Here is a 21,408-nt window from a genome sequence, read left to right as displayed (position 1 = left end):
AATGCTTGCAATTGGTAATTTCCACTATATCCGCGAAGATTTTAAGGCTCCCTACCCAAGTATTTTTGGGTTAACCCCCGGGCAATTTGAAAGCCAGCTGGAAATATTATCCAAACAGGGTAGATTTATTTCCCAGAGTGATTTATTAAATCCTGATAATTTATCTACTGAGGAGAAGTTATTACTTATCACTTTTGATGATGGATTAAAGGAACAATTTGAACTTGCAAAGCCTATTCTTAACAGAATGGGAATTCCTTTTATATTTTTTATCAATACTTCAAATTTTACCGAAAAAAGGCTTTCTCTTGTTCATAAAATCCATTTGCTCCGATCCAGGATATCTTCTATGGAGTTGGAAGATCATATTTCTAAAGTCTGTTCTGTTCGGCTTAGTGAAGACGAAAGAAATAAAGCACATATTCATTATAATTATGATCCGGCAGAAGTAGCACGATTAAAATATCTGCTCAATTTTAAAATAGAAATCAAGGACCTGAAGAAAATTATAGACCCAATTTTTGATGAATATTTTAATGAAGCTAAAATGGCCAAAGATTTATATATGGATAAGGAACAGCTTCAATCCCTTTGGTGCCAAGGCAGCCTTGGCTCTCATGCACATAATCATGATCCTCTAGGATTAATTGAAACTACAGAGGTAGAGAAGGACCTGCAAATGACACAGGATTTCTTTGTCTCTAATTTTGGTCAAAAAGCTCGTTCGTTCAGTTACCCGTATGGATCATATGAAGCCTGTAAAGAACTTTCATTACCTTTAAAAAAATCTGGATTTAAATTAGCTTTTAGCATGGAAAGAGCAGTAAATAAAGACTTTTCAGAAAATCCATATTTACTGGCAAGATATGACTGTAATGACCTTCCCGGTGGAAAGGCTGATATATTTACCAGGAAAGGACTTTTTGAAAATCCGGTTTTTGCAAAATGGCATACCTATGAAAACGGTACTTTTAACCAGTAATAGTCTCCGGCATCAGTATATCGCTCAATGCCTGGCGGGCGGGACGAAACTTCAACTAATAATCACTGAAGAAAAGTCTCCTTCAATTGAAAGTACTTCGGATTTAAGCGAGACAGACGCCAGATTTTTAAAAGATCATTTTAAAGCCCGGTCTGCTTCTGAAGAAAAGTTCTTTGGGAACTCAGGTTTTCCCCAGACAGTTCTTCAGATAAAACTTGAGTACAGAGAAATTAATTCTGAGCTTACCTTAGAATTTCTTAAGGAAACTGAACCGGATATCATTGTCTTATTCGGAACTTCGATAATTAAAGATCGCCTTCTAAAGGCTTTTTCAAATAGAATCATTAATCTTCATTTAGGATTATCTCCATATTATAAAGGCTCTGCCACCAATTTGTTTCCACTCCTATATGAGCAACCTCAATGTATTGGAGCCACCATTCATGTGGCCGAAAAGAAAGTGGACTCCGGTAAAATATTACATCAATTAAGACCCGATCTTGCTAATGATGATAGTCTTCATGATGCCGGGAATAAGGTGATTAAGAAAGCGGGACAAATGTTACCTGAAATATTGGAATTATATTATCAGGGAAAAATAATTCCAAAAGAACAAAGTGGAGAAGGTAGAATTTGCAGGAATAATGACCTTAGTCCAGAGAAATTGCGTACAATTTATCGTATTCTTGAAAATGGATTAATTTCAGCATATTTAAAAGAAAAAGATAGGATAGATAACCAATACCCAGTAATTGCTAATTTGAAAGAATGAAAATTTTAGGTCTAATCACAGCCAGAGGAGGGAGCAAAGGAATTACGGGTAAGAATATAAAAATTCTTGGAGGCATTCCATTGATAAATTATACTATCGCATCAGCTGGAGAATCGGATTATCTTTCACGAATAGTGCTTAGTTCAGATGATGAAGAGATCATAGAAGTAGCCAGGAAGCAGGGTGTTGAGATTCCTTTTACGAGACCTGTTGAGCTTGCCGGAGATAATACTCCAAGTCTAAAGGTGATACAGCATGCTTTACGTTTTTATAAGTCAAATAATGAGAATTTTGATGCTGTTTGCCTTTTGCAGCCTACTACACCTTTTCGAAAAAAGGGACTTATCGATGAGGCTATTGAAAAATTCAGATCTGGAGAATATGATTCAGTAATCAGTGTAAGGGAAATCCCATCCGATTTTAATCCGCACTGGGCCTTTGAGGAGGAAGCCGGAAAGTTAAAAATTGCTACTGGGGAATCTTCCCCCATTCCGAGGAGACAGGAGCTCCCAAAAGCATATCATCGTGACGGAGCAATCTATTTAACCAAAGCCAGTCAGATATTAGATAAGAATTCGCTGTTAGGAAAGAATATCGGATTTATCGATACTACGGCAGATGATTACGTAAATATAGATTCTATGGATGACTGGGAGAGAGCCGAAGAACTATTAAAAAAGCGGAGCTGATGTGTGGGATTGCCGGAATTGTGGGGCCTGAAATTCAAAAATCTGATATTGATCTGATGTTAGAGTCGATCGCTCATCGCGGTCCTGATGCCAGGGGAATATATTATGATGATGGTTTTGCAGTCATAGGCCATAATCGGCTATCCATTATTGATCTTTCTCATGATGCCGATCAGCCTTTTAAGGGGCCTTCAGGTCGTTATCATCTTAGTTTTAATGGCGAGATCTATAATTACCTGGAACTTAAAAAGGAGATAGGTTCAGCTTATAATTTTAAAACCTCTTCAGATACCGAAGTTTTACTTGCAGCATACCTGGTTTATGGTAAGGACTGTCTTGAAAAATTTCGAGGGATGTTTTCTTTCGCTATCTGGGATTCTAAAGAGAAATCTTTATTTGCAGCTCGTGACAGATTTGGAGTTAAACCATTTTATTACCGGCATACTGGTGAATTTATATTCAGCAGTGAGATCAAGGCCATAAAAAAAATAAGGCCGACAAAAGCAAATGAAAAATTATGGGCTAATTATTTCTATTATGGCTCTTATGGGCATCCTTCACAAACCTTTTATAAAGATGTTGAACAATTAGCTGCCGGCCATTATCTCCAATTTAAAGGCGGAAAGCTTCTAATGGAGCAGTGGTATGATTTTCCGGCAAGGATAGCGGCTTTAAAGGAAAGTTATTCTGAAGATGCGATAAAGCAGAATTATCTTAAGCTTCTGAAAGATTCCATAAATTTTAGGTTCAGAGCCGATGTAGAACTTGGTTTTAATTTAAGCGGCGGCATTGACAGTTCACTATTGCTGGCTTTGGTGAACAATTATAAATCTTCGGAAAAAATTAAAGCATTTACATTTTTTACAGGCGATGACAGATATGATGAATTGCCCTGGGTAGAAGAAATGATCGCTCAGACAAACAATCCTCTGGAGGGAGTAAAACTTTCTTCGAAAGAAGTTCCAGAATATTCAAGGCTGATCAGTGGTCTTCAGGATGAGCCTTTCGGGGGGGTCCCAACAATAGCCTATGCCAAGATCTTTCAAAAGGCTAGAGAGTCGGGGATCAAAGTCTTACTGGACGGTCAGGGTATGGATGAACAATGGGCGGGATATGATTATTATAGAACCGGGGCCCAAAATAATATTCAGGGTACTGGAAAATCATCGTCATATAAACAAGAAGCTTTAAGTCCATATTTGAAAAACCTGGCAGAAAAGCCAGGTTATCCTACTCCTTTTTCTTCTTCATTGCAGAATTTACAGTACCGTGACCTTTTTTTTACTAAGCTTCCCCGTGCTTTGAGATTTAACGACCGTATTTCTATGACCTATAGTACAGAATTAAGGGAACCATTTTTGGATCATTTACTGGTTGAATATGCATTTGCTCTGCCTGAAAATATGAAAATAAGGAATGGAGTTCATAAATATTTACTAAGGCAGATCACAAAAGATTATGTGCCATATAAAATTTCGGAAGCACCGAAAAGAGCTTTGCAAACACCTCAAAGGGAATGGCTGGCTGAAGATCTGAGAGAGTTTGTGAATGATCGATTAAATGTTCTCGAAAATAGTTCAATAAGAGATTGGTTTGATTTCAGGATTATTCAAAAAGAATGGAAAGATTATCAAAATGGTAATAATCAGAATAGTTTCTATCTCTGGCAATGGATAAATGCAAGTCTGCTCCTGGAAAATACCTGAAATAATCTTTCAGTTTTCTATATTTGGAAAGTCCAGTAAACCTATCCCGATTTGACATCAAAAAAACTTTTTGTGATTATACCCGACGGAGTTGGCCTTCGAAACTTTGCCTACAGTAAATTTCCCGAAGAGGTGAAAGCTGCTGGATGGGAATTGATCTACTGGAATGCCACCGGCTTTCAATTAAAAGAATTGGGCCTGGAGGAGATCAAATTGAATCCCAGGCCGAAGGCATGGACAGATTTACTGAAAAAGGCAAAGATCAATGTGGAACTTGAACATTTTCAGAAGAAATTTGATGAGCCGGTATATGAAAAGTATAAATTTCCATCTTCCACAAAGGGCCTGAAGAATAAGATCAAGAACCTCCTTGTTAGTGTTCTTGTACGAAAATATAAAGGTGAAAAAGGCTTAAATAGATTAAGGCTAATGATGCAATATTCAGAAAGGAATTCTGAATATTATAATAACTGCATAGATGTTTTGAAAAAGGAAAACCCAGATGCCGTTTTCTGCACCAATCAAAGGCCGGTAAATGCTATTTCACCGGTGCTAGCCGCACAAAAGCTTGGTATCCCTACCTCCTGTTTTATTTTTTCATGGGATAATCTTCCCAAAGCGACCAAAGTGATAGATCCCGATTACTACCTGGTATGGAGTGAACATATGAAAAATGAACTACTAGCCTATTATCCATATATAAATTCTCATCAAGTAAGAATAACAGGAACGCCTCAGTTCGAAATTCACTATGATAGGTCGGTTGTTCTTTCCAAGGATCAATTTTTTTCAAAATATGATTTAGATCCCGCGAGGGAGTATTTGTGCTTTTCGGGAGATGATATTACTACCTCTCCTCATGATGAACATTTTCTGAATGATGTTGCCGAAGCGGTGCAGAATTTGAATAAAAAAGGGGAGAATCTAGGTATAATTTTCAGAAGGTGCCCGGTAGATTTTTCAGATCGTTATCAAAAAGTATTGAAAGATTTTTCGTCTGTTATCTTTCCGGTTGAACCTGACTGGACAGGGAATGGAAACTCATGGAACCAGGCCATGCCAAAGAAGGCAGATCTCGCATTACAAACGAATATTGCAGAACACAGTTTTATGGTTATTAACGTGGCTTCTTCCATGATCTTCGATTTTGCTGCAAAAGGAAAACCCTGTGCATATCTCAATTATTTATTGGAACTTGAAGATTTGCAAAAAGATATCAGGGAAATATATGCCTATATTCATTTTAAGACCATTCCAGAAAATGCCGTTTTTTGGATAAATAGGAAAGAGGAGATAGGGGATGTTATTCTAAAGGCCTTAAATGGTCATAATGAAGAGAAACTAACCATTGCCATGAATTGGTTTCGACAAATTAACTGTTGTGCAACAGATGCCTCAAAGAATATAGTTCAACAATTATATCATATAAGTTAAATGCATATTGCTTTCCTTACACCGGAATATCCGCACAAACTTACTGGGCCTTCAGGAGGACTGGGAACCAGTATAAAGAACCTGGCCGTTGCCCTGAACAGGAATGGAGTTAGGGTAAGTGTTATTATCTATGGACAGGAATCTGATAGGGAATGGGACGAGGATGGCATCAGCTTTTACTTTATAAAACAAAAGAAATATAAAACCGGAGGCTGGTATTTTTACCGAAAAAATATTCAAAAATTAGTTAATAAGCTGATAGAACTTAATAAAATAGATGTAGTTGAAGCGATGGACTGGACCGGGATAACTGCGTTTATGAAGATCAATTGTCCGCTTGTAATAAGACTAAATGGGAGTGATGCTTATTTCTGCGCTCTGGAAGAGCGAAAACAAAAACAAAAAAATCGATTCTTTGAAAGAAAGGCCCTTAAAGCGGCCGATTTTTTAATTTCAGTTAGTCAGTTTACCGCCGATAAAACGAATGAAATATTTGGAATAAACCGGAAATTCGAAATTATACCTAATAATATTGAGGCTAAGAATTTCAGGCCTTCGAATTTACCCATTACCCAGGGAAGAATTATTTATTTTGGTTCTGTTATTCGGAAAAAAGGAGTTCTTGAACTGGCTGAAATATTTAATCAAGTGAATGAGCAAAGACCGGAAAGTGAATTATTACTGGTCGGGAAAGATGTTGAGGATATTTTCGAAGGGCAGTCTACAACAAAGCTTTTTAAGGAACGACTTTCAAAACAGGCTATGAAGAAAACCACTTTTTTGGGACCAGTTAAATATGAATCTGTAAAGAAATACATCGAGGAATCAGCAGTAGTGGTCTTACCCAGTTTTGCAGAAGCCTTACCAATGACGTGGATAGAGGCAATGGCCTTGGAGAAAGCTCTAGTAACTTCAAATATCGGTTGGGCCAAAGAGGTGATGGTAGATGGTGAAACAGGATTTACGGTAGACCCTAAGGATCACCAGATCTATGCTGAAAAGATTATTAAATTACTTGATGACGAGAAATTGTGCCGAAAAATGGGAAGTGCAGCCAGGAGGAGAGTAATGCAAAAATTTGCAAGCGAAAAAGTAGTTCAGAAGAATATTGAATTTTATAACTCAGTAATAGAAAAAAGCAGCGTCTATTGATCTATTTACGACATAGTAAGGGTGAAAAAATAAATTCCGTTTTTAAGAATGGAGAAAAGATAGAGGTTGCAAATAAAAACCTTGTCAAAACTTTTTGGGAATTAAGCGCAAGGTTTCCTGATGAATTGATCGCTTGGATAGATGATGATATTGAAATGGAGCTAAGCCAAAAATGGGCAGAGGTTTTTCAACATGAACTGATCATGGCATCCTATGCGGTGAAAACACAATATATACCGGAAAGCATAGGTTATATAGACCAATTACCATTTGTAAAACCTGAATATCATGTGCAGTATGCTACCTGGAGAATGAGTACCGATATTGGCGGTATTAAAGGGAAAGTGGCAATCAAATTTAAAGACTTATTAGACGGGATCTCAGATTTTGGATATCTCTTAAATTCAATGGCTAAAATAGGTCAGCAAAACTCCCTTTTTTGTTATTCGGCACCTGAATTAATAGCAGCCTCAAAATTTAAAAACCATACTGAATTTCGAGGGGAAAGAGAGTTATTTAAATTTGTTGCACAGCATTATAAAAAGGTGCGATTGTATATACTTTTCTTCTGTTTAGTAAAATATGAAAGGAAATTTCCATATTGGTCATTAATAAAATCTATCAGGTTAAGATCATTTTTCAATAAAAATGTAGATTTTCATACTATTAAAGTTGAAAGTTCAAGAAAAAATTTAGATGACAATTCCATTGATGTAATAATTCCTACGATGGGTAGACCAAACTGTTTGAGAAACGTTTTAATTGATTTAAAACAGCAATCCTTATTACCCTCTCGAATATTTATTATTGAACAGAATCCGAAAATCAATTCGGAATCAAATCTAAAATTTTTAAAATCAGAAAACTGGCCATTTGAAATAAATCACTTTTTTACACATAAAACGGGCGCTTGTAATGCTAGGAATTATGGATTGTTGAGAATGAAGTCCTCATATATTTTCTTGTGTGATGATGATAATAGGATAAGTAATGAAGTCTTGGAGCAATCCCTTTTTTTTCTTAATAAATTGGGGGTAGACGCTATAAACACAGCATATCCTCAAAGAAATGAGGAAGTAAAGTTTTCAAAATTGAAACAATGGGGTGCTTTCGGATCAGGGAATTCAATAATCAGAAGAAGTTCGAAAACCATTGGAGTTTTGTTTGATACACTATTCGAGCATGGCTATGGAGAAGATTTGGATTTTGGTATGCAGCTAAGATCTAAAGGAATAGATATAATTTATATACCTGAAATTTCTATTTTACATCTAAAAGAAACTAAAGGTGGTTTCCGCTCAATTTCAGAGAACCAATGGACTAATGCCGATCTTCAACCAAAGCCATCACCAACAATGATGGTACTGATTAAAAAATATTATTCTACTCAGATGAAATTAGGCTATAAAACTGAACTCTTTCTTAGGTTTTACAGAAAGCAAGCCATCAAAAATCCTTTCAATTATATTAGAAGGATGAGAAAAAGATGGGAATTGAGTGAGAGAATGGCAGATGAGCTTATAAATAAGACCTCTTCAGAATAAAGAAATGAGAGATTTACAGGATAATTTTAAGTTTAGTCTGATTGTCTGTACCTATCGCAGAGCTGAATCTGTCTTACAATTGATTGATTCGGTAGTGTCTCAGAGTCTCTACCCTAATGAAATCCTGATTGTTGATGCTTCCGAAGATGAAAAAACCAAAAGACTATTATCTGCAAAAAGCTACAGATCTTTAATTTATCACAAGGTTGATGAAGCAAATAAAGGATTGACCAAACAACGCAATTTCGGAATAAAAAAGGTTAGTCCATCATCAGAAATAATTTGCTTCCTGGACGATGACATAGTTTTGGAAAACGATTATTTTAAAAATCTGATCAATACATATAAACTCCAGCCGGATGCTGTTGCCGTAGGTGGAGCAATTGTAGATGAGGAAGCATGGAGAGAGACTGCTGATACTTATAAAGCAAATTATGATGAGTTTGTGTTTGATGGTTATGTTAGAAAACTCGGAAGTCGAAATGTTCTTAGGAAACGGCTAGGTTTACTGTCTAACAAACCACCTGGGTTTATGCCTGAATTCTCCCATGGTTTTTCGACCGGATTTTTACCACCTTCAGGAAAGATCTATCCCGTAGAATTTTTTATGGGTGGAGTCTCTTCCTACCGTAGATCTTTATTCGAAAAAGTTAACTTCTCTGATTATTTTGAAGGATATGGACTTTATGAAGATATGGACTTTTGCCTGAGAGCTTCAAAACATGGTGATTTATATGTAAATACATCTGCCAGGGTTTATCATTTTCATCATGAATCGGGAAGACCTGACTACTTTAGATACGGAACAATGGTAGTAAGAAATGGTCATTATGTTTGGAAGATAAAGAACCCCAATCCAGGATTAAATGCAATTCTAAAATGGAATTTAATCACTCTCTTACTTCTGGTAATTCGATTTAAAAATGATATTTTAGACCGAGAGAATGGAGCCAGACAGGATGCTTTGGGAAGGATTAAAACCTGGATGCTTTTGTCATTTCATAAATCTTAATCAGAAAAAACCATATTCTTGACGAAAAAGACTGTAAATGAGAGACAGGCGGAGTTCTACCAGAACTTCAAAAAGAATAAAGCAACCAAAATATGGTATTCGCTCAGGAACGGTCTTTTTAGAAATATCAGAAAAAATATAGGAGCCGAAGCTCAGATATATGAACTTCATAAAAACTGGCTAGGAGATCTGTCTGATTCTAAAGTTCTGGACCTGGGATGCTATGCCGGGAATTCATTATCATATTATTTAGCCGAAAATTCTAAATCTTATTTAGGAATTGATTTAAGTTCACCAGCGATTGAAAGTTTGAAAAGAAGAATTTCAAACCTTCCAAATGCTGAAGCCAGGGCAATAGATTTTCTTTCTGAAGAATTTAAAGAAAAGGATTTTGATCTAATTTATGCTTATGGAGTTCTTCATCATTTTAAAGACACCGATGAGTTAATAGCGAAATTAAAAGGAAAATTAAGACTCAGTGGTAGAATTGTAAGTTATGATCCTCTGGAAACTAGCTTCCCAATAAAATTCGCTCGTACACTATATAGACCATTTCAATCTGACAAGGATTGGGAATGGCCATTTACAAAAAGGGTGTTCAATAAATATGAAAAAGAATTTGACATTTTAGACCGAAGGGCAGTGTTTGGAAAATCTAAATGGATTTTTCTAATGAATTTCTTACCCATTTCAGAGGATAAAAAAAATGACATTGGTAGAAAATGGCATAAGGAAGATTGGAAAAAGTCAAAGTTATCCAATACTCATTTATTTCGTTGCATGCACCTAACTATGCTATTGCAGAATAAAACTGAATAGTATGAGATTTTCAATATTTACTCATGCAGAACATAAAATTTATAAAAATAAATTATATTCTTATACACCTTATGTTAAAGAAATGAATCTCTGGAATTCTCATTTTGAGGAAATATGTGTTCTAGGTCCATTGTCTCATGAAAAACCTTATGCTATTGATGCCCCTTATATCCAAAATAATATAAAACTAGATCCTTTACCTAAGCTGCATTTCAAAAACAAAAAATTATTTCTAAAGAGTTTTTTCAATTCAATCACGGTGGTTAGAAAAGTATTTCAGGAAATGAAGAAGGCAGACCATATTCATATTCGTTGCCCCGGAAATATTGGACTTCTGGCATCTTTGACCCAAATTTTATTTCCGGATAAACCGAAGACTATCAAATATGCCGGGAACTGGGCTCCGGGAAGTGAACAACCAAGAAGTTACCGGCTTCAGAAATGGCTTATTTCAAATACTTTTCTAACCCGGAATACGAAGGTTCTTGTATATGGGGAATGGCAAAATCAGAGTACAAATATAATTCCCTTTTTTACAGCCTCATATACTCAAAAAGAGCAGATAGAGATTGAAAAATCTTTTGATTCACCTTTTAAATTCATATTCGCCGGATCATTAGTTGAAGGTAAACGTCCATTTTTAGCCATTAAATTAATCGAGGAATTAAAAAGGAAAGGCTTTGATGTAGAGATGGATATTTATGGAAACGGTATACTAAAAAATGAACTTCAAGCATATGTAACCAGAAACAATCTCAGGGATAGTATTAAATTATTTGGGAATCAGCCTCCAGAAAACCTGAAAGAAGCCTATAAGTTAGCTCATTTTTCAATTCTACCATCAAAAAGTGAAGGATGGCCTAAGGCTATTGCTGAAGCTATGTATTTTGGTTGTGTGCCTATAGCGACAGAAATATCCTGTTTATCCTGGATGTTAGGAGAAGGAGAACGTGGAATTCTGATCAAGCCGGAAATTAAATCTTCTGTAGATGAGATTTCTCGCTATCTGGATAATCCAAAAATGCTTGGAGCAATTTCAAAGAATGCAAAGGATTGGTCTCAAAAGTATACCATTGAAAAATTTGAACAGGAAATCAGAAAAATTTTATGAAGATCCTTCAGCTTATAGACACTCTACATCCTGGAGGTGCTGAGCGAGTCGCAATAAACTATGCTAACGGCTTATTACAATATGATGTCGAGTCTCATATATGTGTAACGCGGGAAATTGGAATTTTAGAAGATGAGCTAGAGGAAAGGGTACATGTTCATTTTATTAAAAAGAAAAGTGTTGTTGATTTGAAAGCCCTAAATCGATTGAAAAGGGTGATTAAAAGTCACAAAATTGATATTGTTCAGGCTCACGGTTCCTCATGGTTTTTCGCTGTACTCTGTAAAAAATCAGGATTAAATTTTAAACTCATATGGCACGATCATTATGGAAACAGTGAATTTTTAAATAAAAGAAATAAAGTTCTACTAAAACATTTTTCGAAGAATTTTGACGGTATACTTTCAGTAAATTTAAGACTTAAGGAATGGTCTGAGAATAACCTTATATGTGATAATGTGTTATTTTTAAATAATTTCATAGCTAAACCAGTTGAAACGAAAGATGAAGCTATAAAACTGCGAGGAAATTATAAAATCAATATAGTTTGTGTGGCCAATCTCAGGCCGCAAAAAGACCATAAAACATTACTAAAAGCATTCAGGATTTTGAAGCAGATGAATAGTGATATATCTCTTCATTTATTCGGGAAGGAAAATAAGGATCAATATTCAAGGGGAATCCTGGAGCTAATTAAATCGGAACTATCGGTTTACTGGTATGGAGCAAAAAGAAATTTAAACTCCTATTTATATGAGGCTGATATAGGAGTTCTTTCTTCAAACTCTGAAGGCTTACCTCTGGCTTTACTGGAATATGCCAGGGCTGGATTAGGAATTGTTATTACAGATGTTGGAGAGTGCAAAGAAGTTATTGGCCCTTACGGGCTTACGGTAAAACCTAATGATCCTTATAACCTTGCTAAAGCAATATCCTTTTACATAAATGACCAAAAAAAATTAATTGAGGATTCGCAAAACGTCCAAAAAAGAATAAAACAATTATATTCGGAGGAGTATGTAATTCCTAAGTACTTATCTTTTTGTAAACAAATATGATAAGAAGCGATAAAACCAATAACCAGTTTTATATCAAAATGTTATTACTACATTTTGGTTATGGTTTTCTTATTTTTTTAATTCCTTCATTATCAAAGTTGATTTTATTAGGGATAATTGCTTCATTTCTTTTTATTATCCTCGATAGAAAGAATAGAGGCAATGAAGCACTAATGGCTGCTGCCTATATCGCGGGAGGAGAAGTTTTCTTTCGGCAAACTGGGGCCTTGTTTTTTTATGAAACTGGGAAATATGCCGTTATTTTATTTCTTTTAGTTGGAATGTTTTTTAAGGGCGCCAGTTCCAAAACAGTTCCATATTGGATTTACTTGCTTATTCTTTTTCCCGGTGTTGTTTATGCATCTTATACATTAAGTTATGATGCAGATTTTAGAAAATTGGTAGCATTTAATATTTCCGGTCCCGTGTGCCTAGGAATTTCAGCTCTGTATTGCTATTATAAAAAAATCAAAAAGGAAGATTTTCAAAGAGTACTACTCATGTTGCTAATGCCTATTGTAGCTCAAATGGTATATCTCTATTTCTATACTCCGAGTATGGATGAAGTAAGAATAAGCCTTTCAGGTAATTACGCCGCTACCGGGGGATTTGGACCGAACCAGATCTCAACGATTTTTGGAATTGGATGTTTCCTTATCTGTACCAGACTATTCACTATTAGAAACCAAAAGATAAACTTAATTGACATTTCTCTGCTTATTCTGATGGGGTATCGAGCCCTGGTTACCTTTTCCAGAGGTGGAGTTTTTACCGCACTTGTATGTGTTATATGTTTTTTAATTTTCTTTTATTACAAACAGGATTCCAAGAAAATAGAGGGAACGAATTTTCGGATAATATCCATGGTCCTCATTTTTGTTAGCATTTGGTTTTATTCATATGCACAAACCAATGGATTGCTGGGAAATAGGTATACAAATAGAAATGCGGCGGGTGAACTAAAAGAAGATATTTCCACTGGAAGAGTTGAGCTTATTGAAACTGAGCTAACTGCATTTTATCACCATCCTTTAACCGGTATTGGAGTCGGTAAAGGACGGGAGTACCGGGAAGAGGAGTTAGGCATAGGGATTAACACACATAATGAAATTAGTCGATTATTATCAGAGCACGGTATTTTAGGAATTGTTGCTTTGGCGATACTTATATTTGTACCACTCGTATTCTGGTTTAAATTTAAAAATAATTATTATTTCCTAGCATTTGTGGCCTTTTGGTTTTTAACTATAAATCACTCGGCAATGAGGATAGCTCTACCAGCATTTGTTTATGGACTTGCCTTATTATATATAGTAGATGAAAAAAAGAATCCTATACATAGGAAACGATTTGCAGGTCAATAGTTTTACGGTCACCTATATTTCTTTTTTCAGTAAAATGCTAAAAAAAGAAGGATATAAGGTTAAAACAGCTTCTACTCGTAATAATAAGGCCTTACGCCTGGCTGAGATGCTGGGACTTATCGCAAAGTATAAGGATACCACAGATATAGTCTTAATCGATACTTATGGAGCCATGAACTTCTATTATGCTTATCTGGTCGGAAAAACCTGCGAGTTTTTTAATCTCGAATATATTCCTATTTTACATGGTGGAAATTTGCCCGAAAGATTAGAAAATTCAAAAAAGCTTAGTCAAAGCCTTTTTGGAAGGTCCAAGGTTAATATTGCTCCTTCTAATTTTTTACATGCTGTTTTTAAATCTTATGGATTTAATAACACACAAATTATCCCCAATGCTATTAGATCTGATAAATATCCCTTCACAAAAAGAGCTGATTTTCGACCTAAATTACTATGGGTTAGAAGGTTTCAAAGAAGGTATAATCCAATCATGGCCTTAAATGTATTAGCAAAACTTCAAAATAAGTTTCCGAATGCTAGTTTATGCATGGTAGGTCCAGAAAAGGATGGAACCATGGCTATGTGTAAAAAGATGGCTGAAAGACGAGATCTCGAAGTTAGATTTACAGGGAAACTCAAGAAAAAACAATGGGCTCAATTATCTAAGAATTATGATTTTTTCATTAATACTACCTCAGTAGATAATACGCCAATTAGTGTGATAGAAGCCATGAGTTTAGGTTTAGCCATCGTTAGTACGAATGTGGGTGGAATGCCTATGCTAATTGAAAATGATTTCGATGGAATTCTTGTTCCCGAAGAAGCCGAAGATAAAATGGTTTCAGAAATAACAAGAATAATTGAAAACCCAGACATCGGTAAAAAACTTTGTATAAATGCACGGAAAAAGGTAGAGACTTTTGATTGGGAAAGAATAAAGGATCAATGGATTAGTGTTCTCAATTGATGAAAACAATTCTTTATATAGGTAATAAACTTCAAAAACATGGGAATAATCCAACAAGCGTTGATTCTATTCCTCCATTACTTAAGAAAGCAGGATATTCGGTAAAAGCTGTTTCGTCTATAAAATTTAAGTCTTTCCGACTCCTTCATATGCTAAGCAGTATTCTGCTAAGGCGGAAAATTGAAAATGTTATCATAGATACATATAGCACCAAAAATTTCTGGTACGCCGTTTTAAGTGCTAAATGCTGTCAATTTAAAAATATTCCCTTCATATTCATTCTTCACGGTGGAAAATTAGATCAGCGTTTTAGAAGTTCGAATAAAAAAATTCTGAAATTGTTCAGTTCTGCAAAGGCGAATATTGTTCCTTCATCATTTTTGAAGGAAAGATTGAAGAATTTTCAATTTGACAATATTTCAATCATTCCTAATTTTATTGATATATCGCAATATTCTTTCAAAAATAGAGAATATCTAAAACCTAAATTATTGTGGGTTCGAGGCTTTGCTGAGGTTTATAATCCTGAAATGGCTCTTTTTGTATTGGAAAAAATTTTGCAAAAATATCCTAAGACAGAATTGTGTATGGTTGGCCCGGAGAAGGACGGTAGTCTTAAAAAGCTTAAAGTTCTGGCGGAAAAGAAAAAACTTCCAGTCAAGTTAACCGGTAAACTCGATAAAAAGGATTGGATCTCTCTATCCAGGGACTACGATATTTTTATAAATACTACTAATATAGATAATACTCCGGTGAGCGTCATTGAGGCTATGGCCCTTGGTCTTCCGGTTGTTTCAACTAATGTTGGCGGAATTCCATATTTAATTTCCAATGAAGAAAATGGACTTTTAGTTGAAGCAAATAATTATATGGAAATGGCTAAAGCAGTTAATCGGTTGATTGAAAATCCTGAATTATCAAAAAAGCTTAGCTTTTCAGGTAGAAAGCATGCTGAGTCTTTTGCCTGGGAAAATGTAAAACCCCTTTGGCTAGAATTGCTAGGTTAAAAATTATATATTTAACCCGGCCGAAAACCTACTACAATGTCTCAGAAACCCCTTTTCCATTTCGAGATTTCTGAACGTAAAATCCTTTTAAGGATTTTTGACATTGTTGCTGTTCTTTTAACCTTATCAGTTGTTGGCATCATCTTTAAATTTGATTATTTCCGCATTAATGCTGATAACTGGAACTGGACGATTGTATTTGTAATCTACCTGAATCTTTTCGCTAATATTTTTGAGCTCTATGATCTTCAGAAGGCAGATCAATTTGATAGCGTTCTGAAAAACGTTCTTCTAACAACGAGTTTAACGGTACTCTTTTACATGTTAACTCCTTTTTTGACACCTAGTTTGCCAGAAAATCGATTGCAGATCTTATTCTTCTTTTTATCTGTCGCGGGAGCATTATTGGTCTGGCGTTTCTTATATATTAGTCTTATTTCCTCTCCAAGATTTTATAAAAGAGTCCTTGTAGTAGGAGATTCATTCGATATTAAATTGATTGCAGAATCCCTTCAGAAATCTGATCCCAACTATTTTGTGGTAGGTTACATAAATACCGATCTTAAGATTAGGACAGTTTTGGAGCGTGATGATTTACTTCAATTTGAGGTAGAGGAACTCCAGCAAGCGATCAAACAGAATCATATCAATGAAATCGTGGTTGCAAGTGCGTATCAGAAAGGGTTGATGTTACCACTTTATAACCAGTTAAGCGAGCTGCTTAAAAAAGGTTTTCCTATTCGCGATTACACCCAAGTTTATGAAGAAGTGACCAGAAGGATTCCAGTGCAGAACGTTGATAAGGATTTTTATAAATATTTCCCATTTAGCCGTAGTAACCAGAATAAATTTTATATTCTCAGTTTTAGAATTTTTGATATTCTGGTTTCAATACTCGGTATCGCTTTTGGCATCCTGATCACTCCATTTATTCTTATTGGAAATTTAATTGCAAACCGTGGAAAGTTGTTTTACCAACAGGAAAGAGTTGGAAAAAACGGAGTGATTTTCAAAATATTAAAATTGCGTACAATGACGAAGGATGCAGAGGCTTCCGGACCTCAATACGCTCAAAAGAATGACTACAGAATTACTAAATTTGGAAAGCTTCTGAGGCGTTCTCGTCTGGATGAGATTCCGCAATTTTTTAATGTTTTGAAAGGTGATATGAGCCTAATTGGCCCAAGACCAGAAAGGCCAATGTTTGTAAAAGATCTTTCTAACCTCATACCATTTTACGAAACCAGGCATATTATTAAGCCCGGATTAACTGGCTGGGCTCAGGTGATGGCGAATTACGGTGATTGCTATGATGATAGCCTGGAGAAACTTCAATATGATCTTTACTATATCAAGCATAGAGGGATTTTTCTAGATCTTAGTATTCTGCTTAAAACCTTGAGCACCGTTATATTCTTTAGAGGTCAGTAAAAAACCTAGGTCCTGTTTCTTTTATATTTTACTACAGAAAACAAGAAAATAAAAAGCGCTAGAAACTGCGCAATTCTAGGGATAAAATCACCATATTTTGAATAAAAGGTTTTTTTCTTTCTTGTTCCGATTTTTCCTGAAATAGTACCTCTTTTATTATAACCCAATTTTTTAATGATATCTCCGCGATCATTGATGATAGCGGAAATACCGGTATTAGCGCTTCTGGCAACATACCGTCTATTTTCTACTGCACGCAATCTGGCGTAACTAAGGTGTTGCTTGTGGCCTTGAGTTTCTCCCCACCAGGCGTCATTGGTAATTATACTGAGGAAATTGGCATCATTTTCAACATAGCCCGTCACATATTCTCCGTAAACAGATTCATAGCAAATTATCGGTGCGGTATTTATGCTGTCTTTTAGCTTAAAAACTTCGCGATTTTCCTGGGTTGTTTTCATTGCCACTGTCCCTCCAAGATCTATCATTACATCCCCAAGTATCGGTTTTAGAATATTCTGATAAGGGAAGTTTTCCACCCCAACTACGAGTTTCGATTTATGATATAATTGAGTGCTATCTACTCCGTTTTTCGAAAGATATGCCGAGTTATAATCATCGTACCAATCCATTGGTCCAATCTGGTTGGTCTGTTTTTTAACCTTCTCTGGATCGTTGAACCTTTCATACAAACTGATGCCACCCAAAAAACTCATATCGTTTTTGAGGCGACTGATCTGTCTTCCAAAAAAAACAGCTTCAGAATTATCAAAATTAGAAAGTCTAGTACCATCTGCGAAAACAGTTTCCGGAGCTATAACAAGATTAGTAGAATTGGTAATTGAATTTTTACTTAGTTGTAATAATAGCTTTCCGATTTTTGTATCTGTAGTATTGTATTTTTCAGTATAAGGATTGATATTAGGCTGCAATATCACCACGTTAATCTGTTCCTCCGGTTCCTTATAACTATAATACAAGCCTAAAGACAAGGCAATAGGGATAATGATTAACAAGCCAATTTTCACAAGTGACCGATAAATAATTTCTCTTTCCCGAAATTCCTGATACTGAAGTATAGTTTTAAAAACTGCGATATTTGCCAGCCAGATCCATAAGGTGCCTCCAAAAGTTCCAGTGTATTCATACCATTGAACCCAGCTTATATATTCTGAAAAAACATTTCCGAGATTAAGCCATGGCCATGAAAAATCCCAGTTGAGGTGAATTTTTTCAAATACCATCCATATACTTACGAGAAAAGCTGAGGCAGCTGTGAAGGCCGTTCTTTTTGCCACGATATGGTATAGTAGAAATACAATGGACATCAATAAAGAATTGGCTAGAACGGCGAAGATTCCGCCAAATAGCGTAGAGTATGAAACCCAATATGTGGTTATGACATTCCAGATAAAGAAACTTAGATACGCATGACCGAATACCTTCAATTTTACCCAATTGCTGGAATAATTTCTTAATCGAAATTCTGCGAGTAATAATGGAGCAAAGGCAAAGAATATAAAAAGCGGAAATCCATAAGTGGGCCAGGATACGGCAAGTAAAATTCCACTTAGTATAGCGTAAAGAAAGTTCTTCATTTAATTTTTATCTTTTCAAAAATAGGAAACTTCTGGTTGAACTGACCAAAGATTGAAGTTTCAGTATTAAATAGCCTTTACAATAACATTATTTTTGGAGGTTTTTGATTTCAAAATAGTAGTTTAGTGTTCTACTAACAAAACCAACCAATGGGAATTAAAAGACATATCCCTAATTTAATTACACTTCTAAACCTATTTAGTGGAAGTGTTGCCGTTATTTTTGCGGTAAAGGGAAATTTAGTGCTTGCTGCAATTTTTGTAGCTGCAGGTATATTTTTTGACTTTTTTGATGGTCTTGCAGCAAGACTTTTAAATGTCAAAAGTGAGGTGGGCTTACAATTGGATTCACTTGCCGATGTTGTAACAAGCGGAGTAGTGCCGGGAATTGTAATGTACCAGTTATTGACTAAGGCATTGCCTGCAAGTGGTGGAGTGGGAGCCGATTGGAATTCTTCCGTATTTGATATTCAGATGAAGCCTTTTGCGCTGATAGGCTTGTTGATCATTCTGGCATCGGCCTACAGACTGGCTAAATTTAATGTTGATGAACGCCAGACCGATTCTTTTATAGGTTTACCAACGCCGGCCAACGCTTTACTTATTTTAAGCCTTCCTCTAATTCTTACTTATCAGCCAGGACAGTTTATTTCCGGATTATTATTGAACGAATGGTTTTTGGTGGGATTAACCTTGGTAAGTTGCTATTTGCTGAATGCAGAGTTACCGTTATTTGCCTTGAAGTTTTCTGATTGGGGCTTTAAGGAGAATAAAATGCGATACTTTTTTCTAATCAGTTGTATTGTGTTGATCGTATTGCTGAAATTTATCGCTATACCGGTGATAATTTTATTCTACGTAATTCTTTCGGTTATTTCTAACAGAATGGCTATTCAGGATAATTTTTAATTAAATCGATTTCTGTATTTAAAGTTGCGCCGCTAATGATATCCATATTTGCAAATGGCCAGTTCTTTAATTCTTTTCTTCTACGAGCAACTTTATGATATGTTTCAAAATAAGATTTTGAAAGATGATTTCTGGAATAATAATCGTGAATGTTCTTTAGCATATCTTCTTGTTGATATACTTTAACCCAGTTTATAGATTTAAATAAACGATATCGTTTATTAACATTTTTCGTTTTCATCAATCGTTTTACGAGCCAGTCATCTATTTTCGATCTTAAGCCCCAAACAGGAATTTTAATTAAATTATTAGAATTTTGAGGGACTATAGGAATCTGACTAGTTGGTATATTCTTGAATTTATTGAGATCAGGTATTTTGCTTAATAATTTGTTCGCGAATCGATAATAGAGTCGATCGTTAGGATGAATATTCGAAGTCATTTTTAGCATTTGTAAAGACATGCCTGGACTGAATGCGTAGAACTTTTCATTGCAAATATTTACTTGCCGGGACAGTTCCATTCTAGTGAAAGTTAACCAGGAAAATAATTCATCATATAATTCAGCGAAGGGTAATTTGTGGGCAGAAACCCTTTCGAAAATTTCGTTCGCGTCTCTTATTGTGGCTTTAATAATTTTATCTTTATACTCATTGAGGTCTAATTTTCGGAACCAATTGTCATCATGCCATGAGATAATTTGTTGTAGTTTCAAATTTTTCCATTCAATAAAATTTTCAGGATTTGCAATTGTAAAATCGAAGGAAGATTTTTTTACATAGTATTTGAAAAAATTCCTATTCCTAAAATTACTTGAACTAAATTTTTTAATATTCCTAGCAGGAAGAGCCTCGCATAATTCACCTAATATTAAAGGAATTTTAGCTGCACCATCCGTATTTTCTAGTATTTCTAACCAAGAATTTAACTTCACCGCTTCTGTTTGTGATGTATACTTCTTAATAATTTCTGTTTTTGGGAAATATTTATCAGGTGAATAATAGCTCTTATGTGTTGCGCCTTTTTTTTGTGCTAGTTTTTTAGCAACTTTACTTTCATAATTTTCTGAATTTCCAAAAGTTCTGGCAAGAATCTGATAGTTATCAGGTATTGCTCCTAGAGCGACCCGGCTATCTATTCCACCACTTAGAGCGATATTAGTTTTATTAAAACCCTGAAGTCCCAAAGAAACCTCCTTTTTATATTGCTTCCAATATTTATCAAGGTCGCTTTTGTTATCAGTAATTGATCCTATTTCGCCATAAAGTGAATTATCATACTTTTTCTCTTTTACTTCTCTTTTATTATTGAATTTTATCCACTCGCCCGGTAATAATCTTTTACAATTCTTTAAAATGGTTCTTGAACCAATATTGCTGAAATTTGGACCGACAGCTCTCTGAAAAACTCCCGCATTATCTAACTCTGCTTCAGAATACCTTCCTAATAAAATAATGCTATTGGAAATATAAATGTCATCTCCTATCCTCAGGTGATATAGAGGATAAATATTACAAAGATCTGAGGTGATCACTATTTCAGATGATATTTTATCAAAAATTAGTGTTGAAAAGGTGCCTGTGATATTATCCGAAACCGGCCAATTATGAAAAACGTGACTAATGGCTGAAGATTTTTGAATTTCTAAATCTTTCTTTTGAAAATCTCTTAAATAACCATCTGTGATAGCAGTTAGATTTTCAGATTCAGAAATCGTATTTGGGTCATTTATTAAAAGTGAGAAATCCCCAATTTTCCTATGTTCTAACTTTTCATAATCCCCTGCAAGCCTGAGGTCAATTTCTTTATTGATAAAAAGGAATTTCATTTTACAACCTTGAAGTTAAAGTTAA

18 protein-coding genes are annotated in these 21,408 nt (G+C 35.2%); 16 read left to right on the top strand and 2 right to left on the bottom strand.

Features of this window, described 5'->3' with window-relative positions:
- Position 1: 1 nt before the first annotated feature.
- The 15 genes from AC2S94_RS00300 to AC2S94_RS00230 all read left to right on the top strand — a co-directional run bounded on the left by AC2S94_RS00300 (position 2) and on the right by AC2S94_RS00230 (position 17,048).
- A complete protein-coding gene (locus tag AC2S94_RS00300) occupies positions 2-982 on the top strand; it encodes a polysaccharide deacetylase family protein (RefSeq protein WP_484629523.1) in 981 nt (326 codons plus the stop codon).
- Complete coding sequence (locus tag AC2S94_RS00295) at positions 957-1,754, top strand: formyltransferase family protein (RefSeq protein ID WP_484629522.1); 798 nt, start codon at positions 957-959, stop codon at positions 1,752-1,754. Before AC2S94_RS00300 ends, AC2S94_RS00295 begins: the two co-directional genes overlap by 26 nt.
- Complete coding sequence (locus AC2S94_RS00290) at positions 1,751-2,443, top strand: acylneuraminate cytidylyltransferase family protein (RefSeq protein ID WP_484629521.1); 693 nt, start codon at positions 1,751-1,753, stop codon at positions 2,441-2,443. Before AC2S94_RS00295 ends, AC2S94_RS00290 begins: the two co-directional genes overlap by 4 nt.
- On the top strand, positions 2,443-4,149 hold the full coding sequence (gene asnB / locus AC2S94_RS00285; protein ID WP_484629520.1) for an asparagine synthase (glutamine-hydrolyzing): 1,707 nt from the start codon (positions 2,443-2,445) through the stop codon (positions 4,147-4,149). Before AC2S94_RS00290 ends, asnB begins: the two co-directional genes overlap by 1 nt.
- Before the next feature lie 72 nt (positions 4,150-4,221).
- Positions 4,222-5,583, top strand: a complete 1,362-nt coding sequence (locus AC2S94_RS00280) for a glycosyltransferase family protein (RefSeq protein WP_484629519.1) — start codon at positions 4,222-4,224, stop codon at positions 5,581-5,583.
- Positions 5,584-6,735: a glycosyltransferase family 4 protein gene (locus AC2S94_RS00275; protein WP_484629518.1), complete on the top strand. Its 1,152-nt coding sequence runs from the start codon at positions 5,584-5,586 to the stop codon at positions 6,733-6,735.
- Positions 6,732-8,279: a glycosyltransferase family 2 protein gene (locus AC2S94_RS00270; protein ID WP_484629517.1), complete on the top strand. Its 1,548-nt coding sequence runs from the start codon at positions 6,732-6,734 to the stop codon at positions 8,277-8,279. Before AC2S94_RS00275 ends, AC2S94_RS00270 begins: the two co-directional genes overlap by 4 nt.
- A gap of 4 nt (positions 8,280-8,283) precedes the next feature.
- Entirely contained in the window at positions 8,284-9,291 is a 1,008-nt protein-coding gene (locus AC2S94_RS00265) for a glycosyltransferase family 2 protein (protein WP_484629516.1), read from the top strand.
- A gap of 18 nt (positions 9,292-9,309) precedes the next feature.
- Positions 9,310-10,110: a class I SAM-dependent methyltransferase gene (locus AC2S94_RS00260; RefSeq protein ID WP_484629515.1), complete on the top strand. Its 801-nt coding sequence runs from the start codon at positions 9,310-9,312 to the stop codon at positions 10,108-10,110.
- Position 10,111: 1 nt separating this feature from the next.
- Positions 10,112-11,221, top strand: a complete 1,110-nt coding sequence (locus AC2S94_RS00255) for a glycosyltransferase (RefSeq protein ID WP_484629514.1) — start codon at positions 10,112-10,114, stop codon at positions 11,219-11,221.
- Complete coding sequence (locus tag AC2S94_RS00250) at positions 11,218-12,279, top strand: glycosyltransferase (protein WP_484629513.1); 1,062 nt, start codon at positions 11,218-11,220, stop codon at positions 12,277-12,279. Before AC2S94_RS00255 ends, AC2S94_RS00250 begins: the two co-directional genes overlap by 4 nt.
- A complete protein-coding gene (locus AC2S94_RS00245; RefSeq protein WP_484629512.1) occupies positions 12,276-13,643 on the top strand; it encodes an O-antigen ligase family protein in 1,368 nt (455 codons plus the stop codon). Before AC2S94_RS00250 ends, AC2S94_RS00245 begins: the two co-directional genes overlap by 4 nt.
- A complete protein-coding gene (locus AC2S94_RS00240; protein ID WP_484629511.1) occupies positions 13,597-14,610 on the top strand; it encodes a glycosyltransferase family 4 protein in 1,014 nt (337 codons plus the stop codon). The genes AC2S94_RS00245 and AC2S94_RS00240 overlap by 47 nt, the downstream gene beginning before the upstream one ends.
- Complete coding sequence (locus tag AC2S94_RS00235; protein ID WP_484629510.1) at positions 14,610-15,617, top strand: glycosyltransferase family 4 protein; 1,008 nt, start codon at positions 14,610-14,612, stop codon at positions 15,615-15,617. The genes AC2S94_RS00240 and AC2S94_RS00235 overlap by 1 nt, the downstream gene beginning before the upstream one ends.
- Positions 15,618-15,653: 36 nt before the next feature.
- A complete protein-coding gene (locus AC2S94_RS00230; protein ID WP_484629509.1) occupies positions 15,654-17,048 on the top strand; it encodes a sugar transferase in 1,395 nt (464 codons plus the stop codon).
- A gap of 5 nt (positions 17,049-17,053) precedes the next feature.
- On the opposite strand, the gene lnt is transcribed toward AC2S94_RS00230, so the two are convergent.
- Positions 17,054-18,646: an apolipoprotein N-acyltransferase gene (gene lnt / locus AC2S94_RS00225; protein WP_484629508.1), complete on the bottom strand. Its 1,593-nt coding sequence runs from the start codon at positions 18,644-18,646 to the stop codon at positions 17,054-17,056.
- A gap of 150 nt (positions 18,647-18,796) precedes the next feature.
- Between lnt and AC2S94_RS00220 the strand changes: the two genes are divergently transcribed.
- A complete protein-coding gene (locus AC2S94_RS00220) occupies positions 18,797-19,555 on the top strand; it encodes a CDP-alcohol phosphatidyltransferase family protein (RefSeq protein ID WP_484629507.1) in 759 nt (252 codons plus the stop codon).
- Here the strand turns inward: AC2S94_RS00220 and AC2S94_RS00215 are convergent.
- Positions 19,536-21,383: a hypothetical protein gene (locus AC2S94_RS00215; protein WP_484629506.1), complete on the bottom strand. Its 1,848-nt coding sequence runs from the start codon at positions 21,381-21,383 to the stop codon at positions 19,536-19,538. The two genes, AC2S94_RS00220 and AC2S94_RS00215, sit on opposite strands and share 20 nt — an antisense overlap.
- Positions 21,384-21,408 lie beyond the last annotated feature (25 nt).

The organism is Christiangramia pacifica (genome assembly GCF_057221535.1).
The sequence above is the reverse complement of the archived record's forward strand: the minus strand, read 5'-3'. Positions and strand labels throughout refer to the sequence as shown.

What these genes read in the sequence shown, in the direction of transcription:
- AC2S94_RS00300 (WP_484629523.1), top strand. Translation starts at nt 2, where the DNA reads ATGCTTGCAATTGGTAATTTCCACTATATCCGCGAAGATTTTAAGGCT.
- AC2S94_RS00295 (WP_484629522.1), top strand. Translation starts at nt 957, where the DNA reads ATGAAAACGGTACTTTTAACCAGTAATAGTCTCCGGCATCAGTATATC.
- AC2S94_RS00290 (WP_484629521.1), top strand. Translation starts at nt 1,751, where the DNA reads ATGAAAATTTTAGGTCTAATCACAGCCAGAGGAGGGAGCAAAGGAATT.
- asnB (WP_484629520.1), top strand. Translation starts at nt 2,443, where the DNA reads ATGTGTGGGATTGCCGGAATTGTGGGGCCTGAAATTCAAAAATCTGAT.
- AC2S94_RS00275 (WP_484629518.1), top strand. Translation starts at nt 5,584, where the DNA reads ATGCATATTGCTTTCCTTACACCGGAATATCCGCACAAACTTACTGGG.
- AC2S94_RS00265 (WP_484629516.1), top strand. Translation starts at nt 8,284, where the DNA reads ATGAGAGATTTACAGGATAATTTTAAGTTTAGTCTGATTGTCTGTACC.
- AC2S94_RS00255 (WP_484629514.1), top strand. Translation starts at nt 10,112, where the DNA reads ATGAGATTTTCAATATTTACTCATGCAGAACATAAAATTTATAAAAAT.
- AC2S94_RS00250 (WP_484629513.1), top strand. Translation starts at nt 11,218, where the DNA reads ATGAAGATCCTTCAGCTTATAGACACTCTACATCCTGGAGGTGCTGAG.
- AC2S94_RS00245 (WP_484629512.1), top strand. Translation starts at nt 12,276, where the DNA reads ATGATAAGAAGCGATAAAACCAATAACCAGTTTTATATCAAAATGTTA.
- AC2S94_RS00240 (WP_484629511.1), top strand. Translation starts at nt 13,597, where the DNA reads ATGAAAAAAAGAATCCTATACATAGGAAACGATTTGCAGGTCAATAGT.
- AC2S94_RS00235 (WP_484629510.1), top strand. Translation starts at nt 14,610, where the DNA reads ATGAAAACAATTCTTTATATAGGTAATAAACTTCAAAAACATGGGAAT.
- AC2S94_RS00230 (WP_484629509.1), top strand. Translation starts at nt 15,654, where the DNA reads ATGTCTCAGAAACCCCTTTTCCATTTCGAGATTTCTGAACGTAAAATC.
- lnt (WP_484629508.1), bottom strand. Translation starts at nt 18,646, where the DNA reads ATGAAGAACTTTCTTTACGCTATACTAAGTGGAATTTTACTTGCCGTA.
- AC2S94_RS00220 (WP_484629507.1), top strand. Translation starts at nt 18,797, where the DNA reads ATGGGAATTAAAAGACATATCCCTAATTTAATTACACTTCTAAACCTA.
- AC2S94_RS00215 (WP_484629506.1), bottom strand. Translation starts at nt 21,383, where the DNA reads ATGAAATTCCTTTTTATCAATAAAGAAATTGACCTCAGGCTTGCAGGG.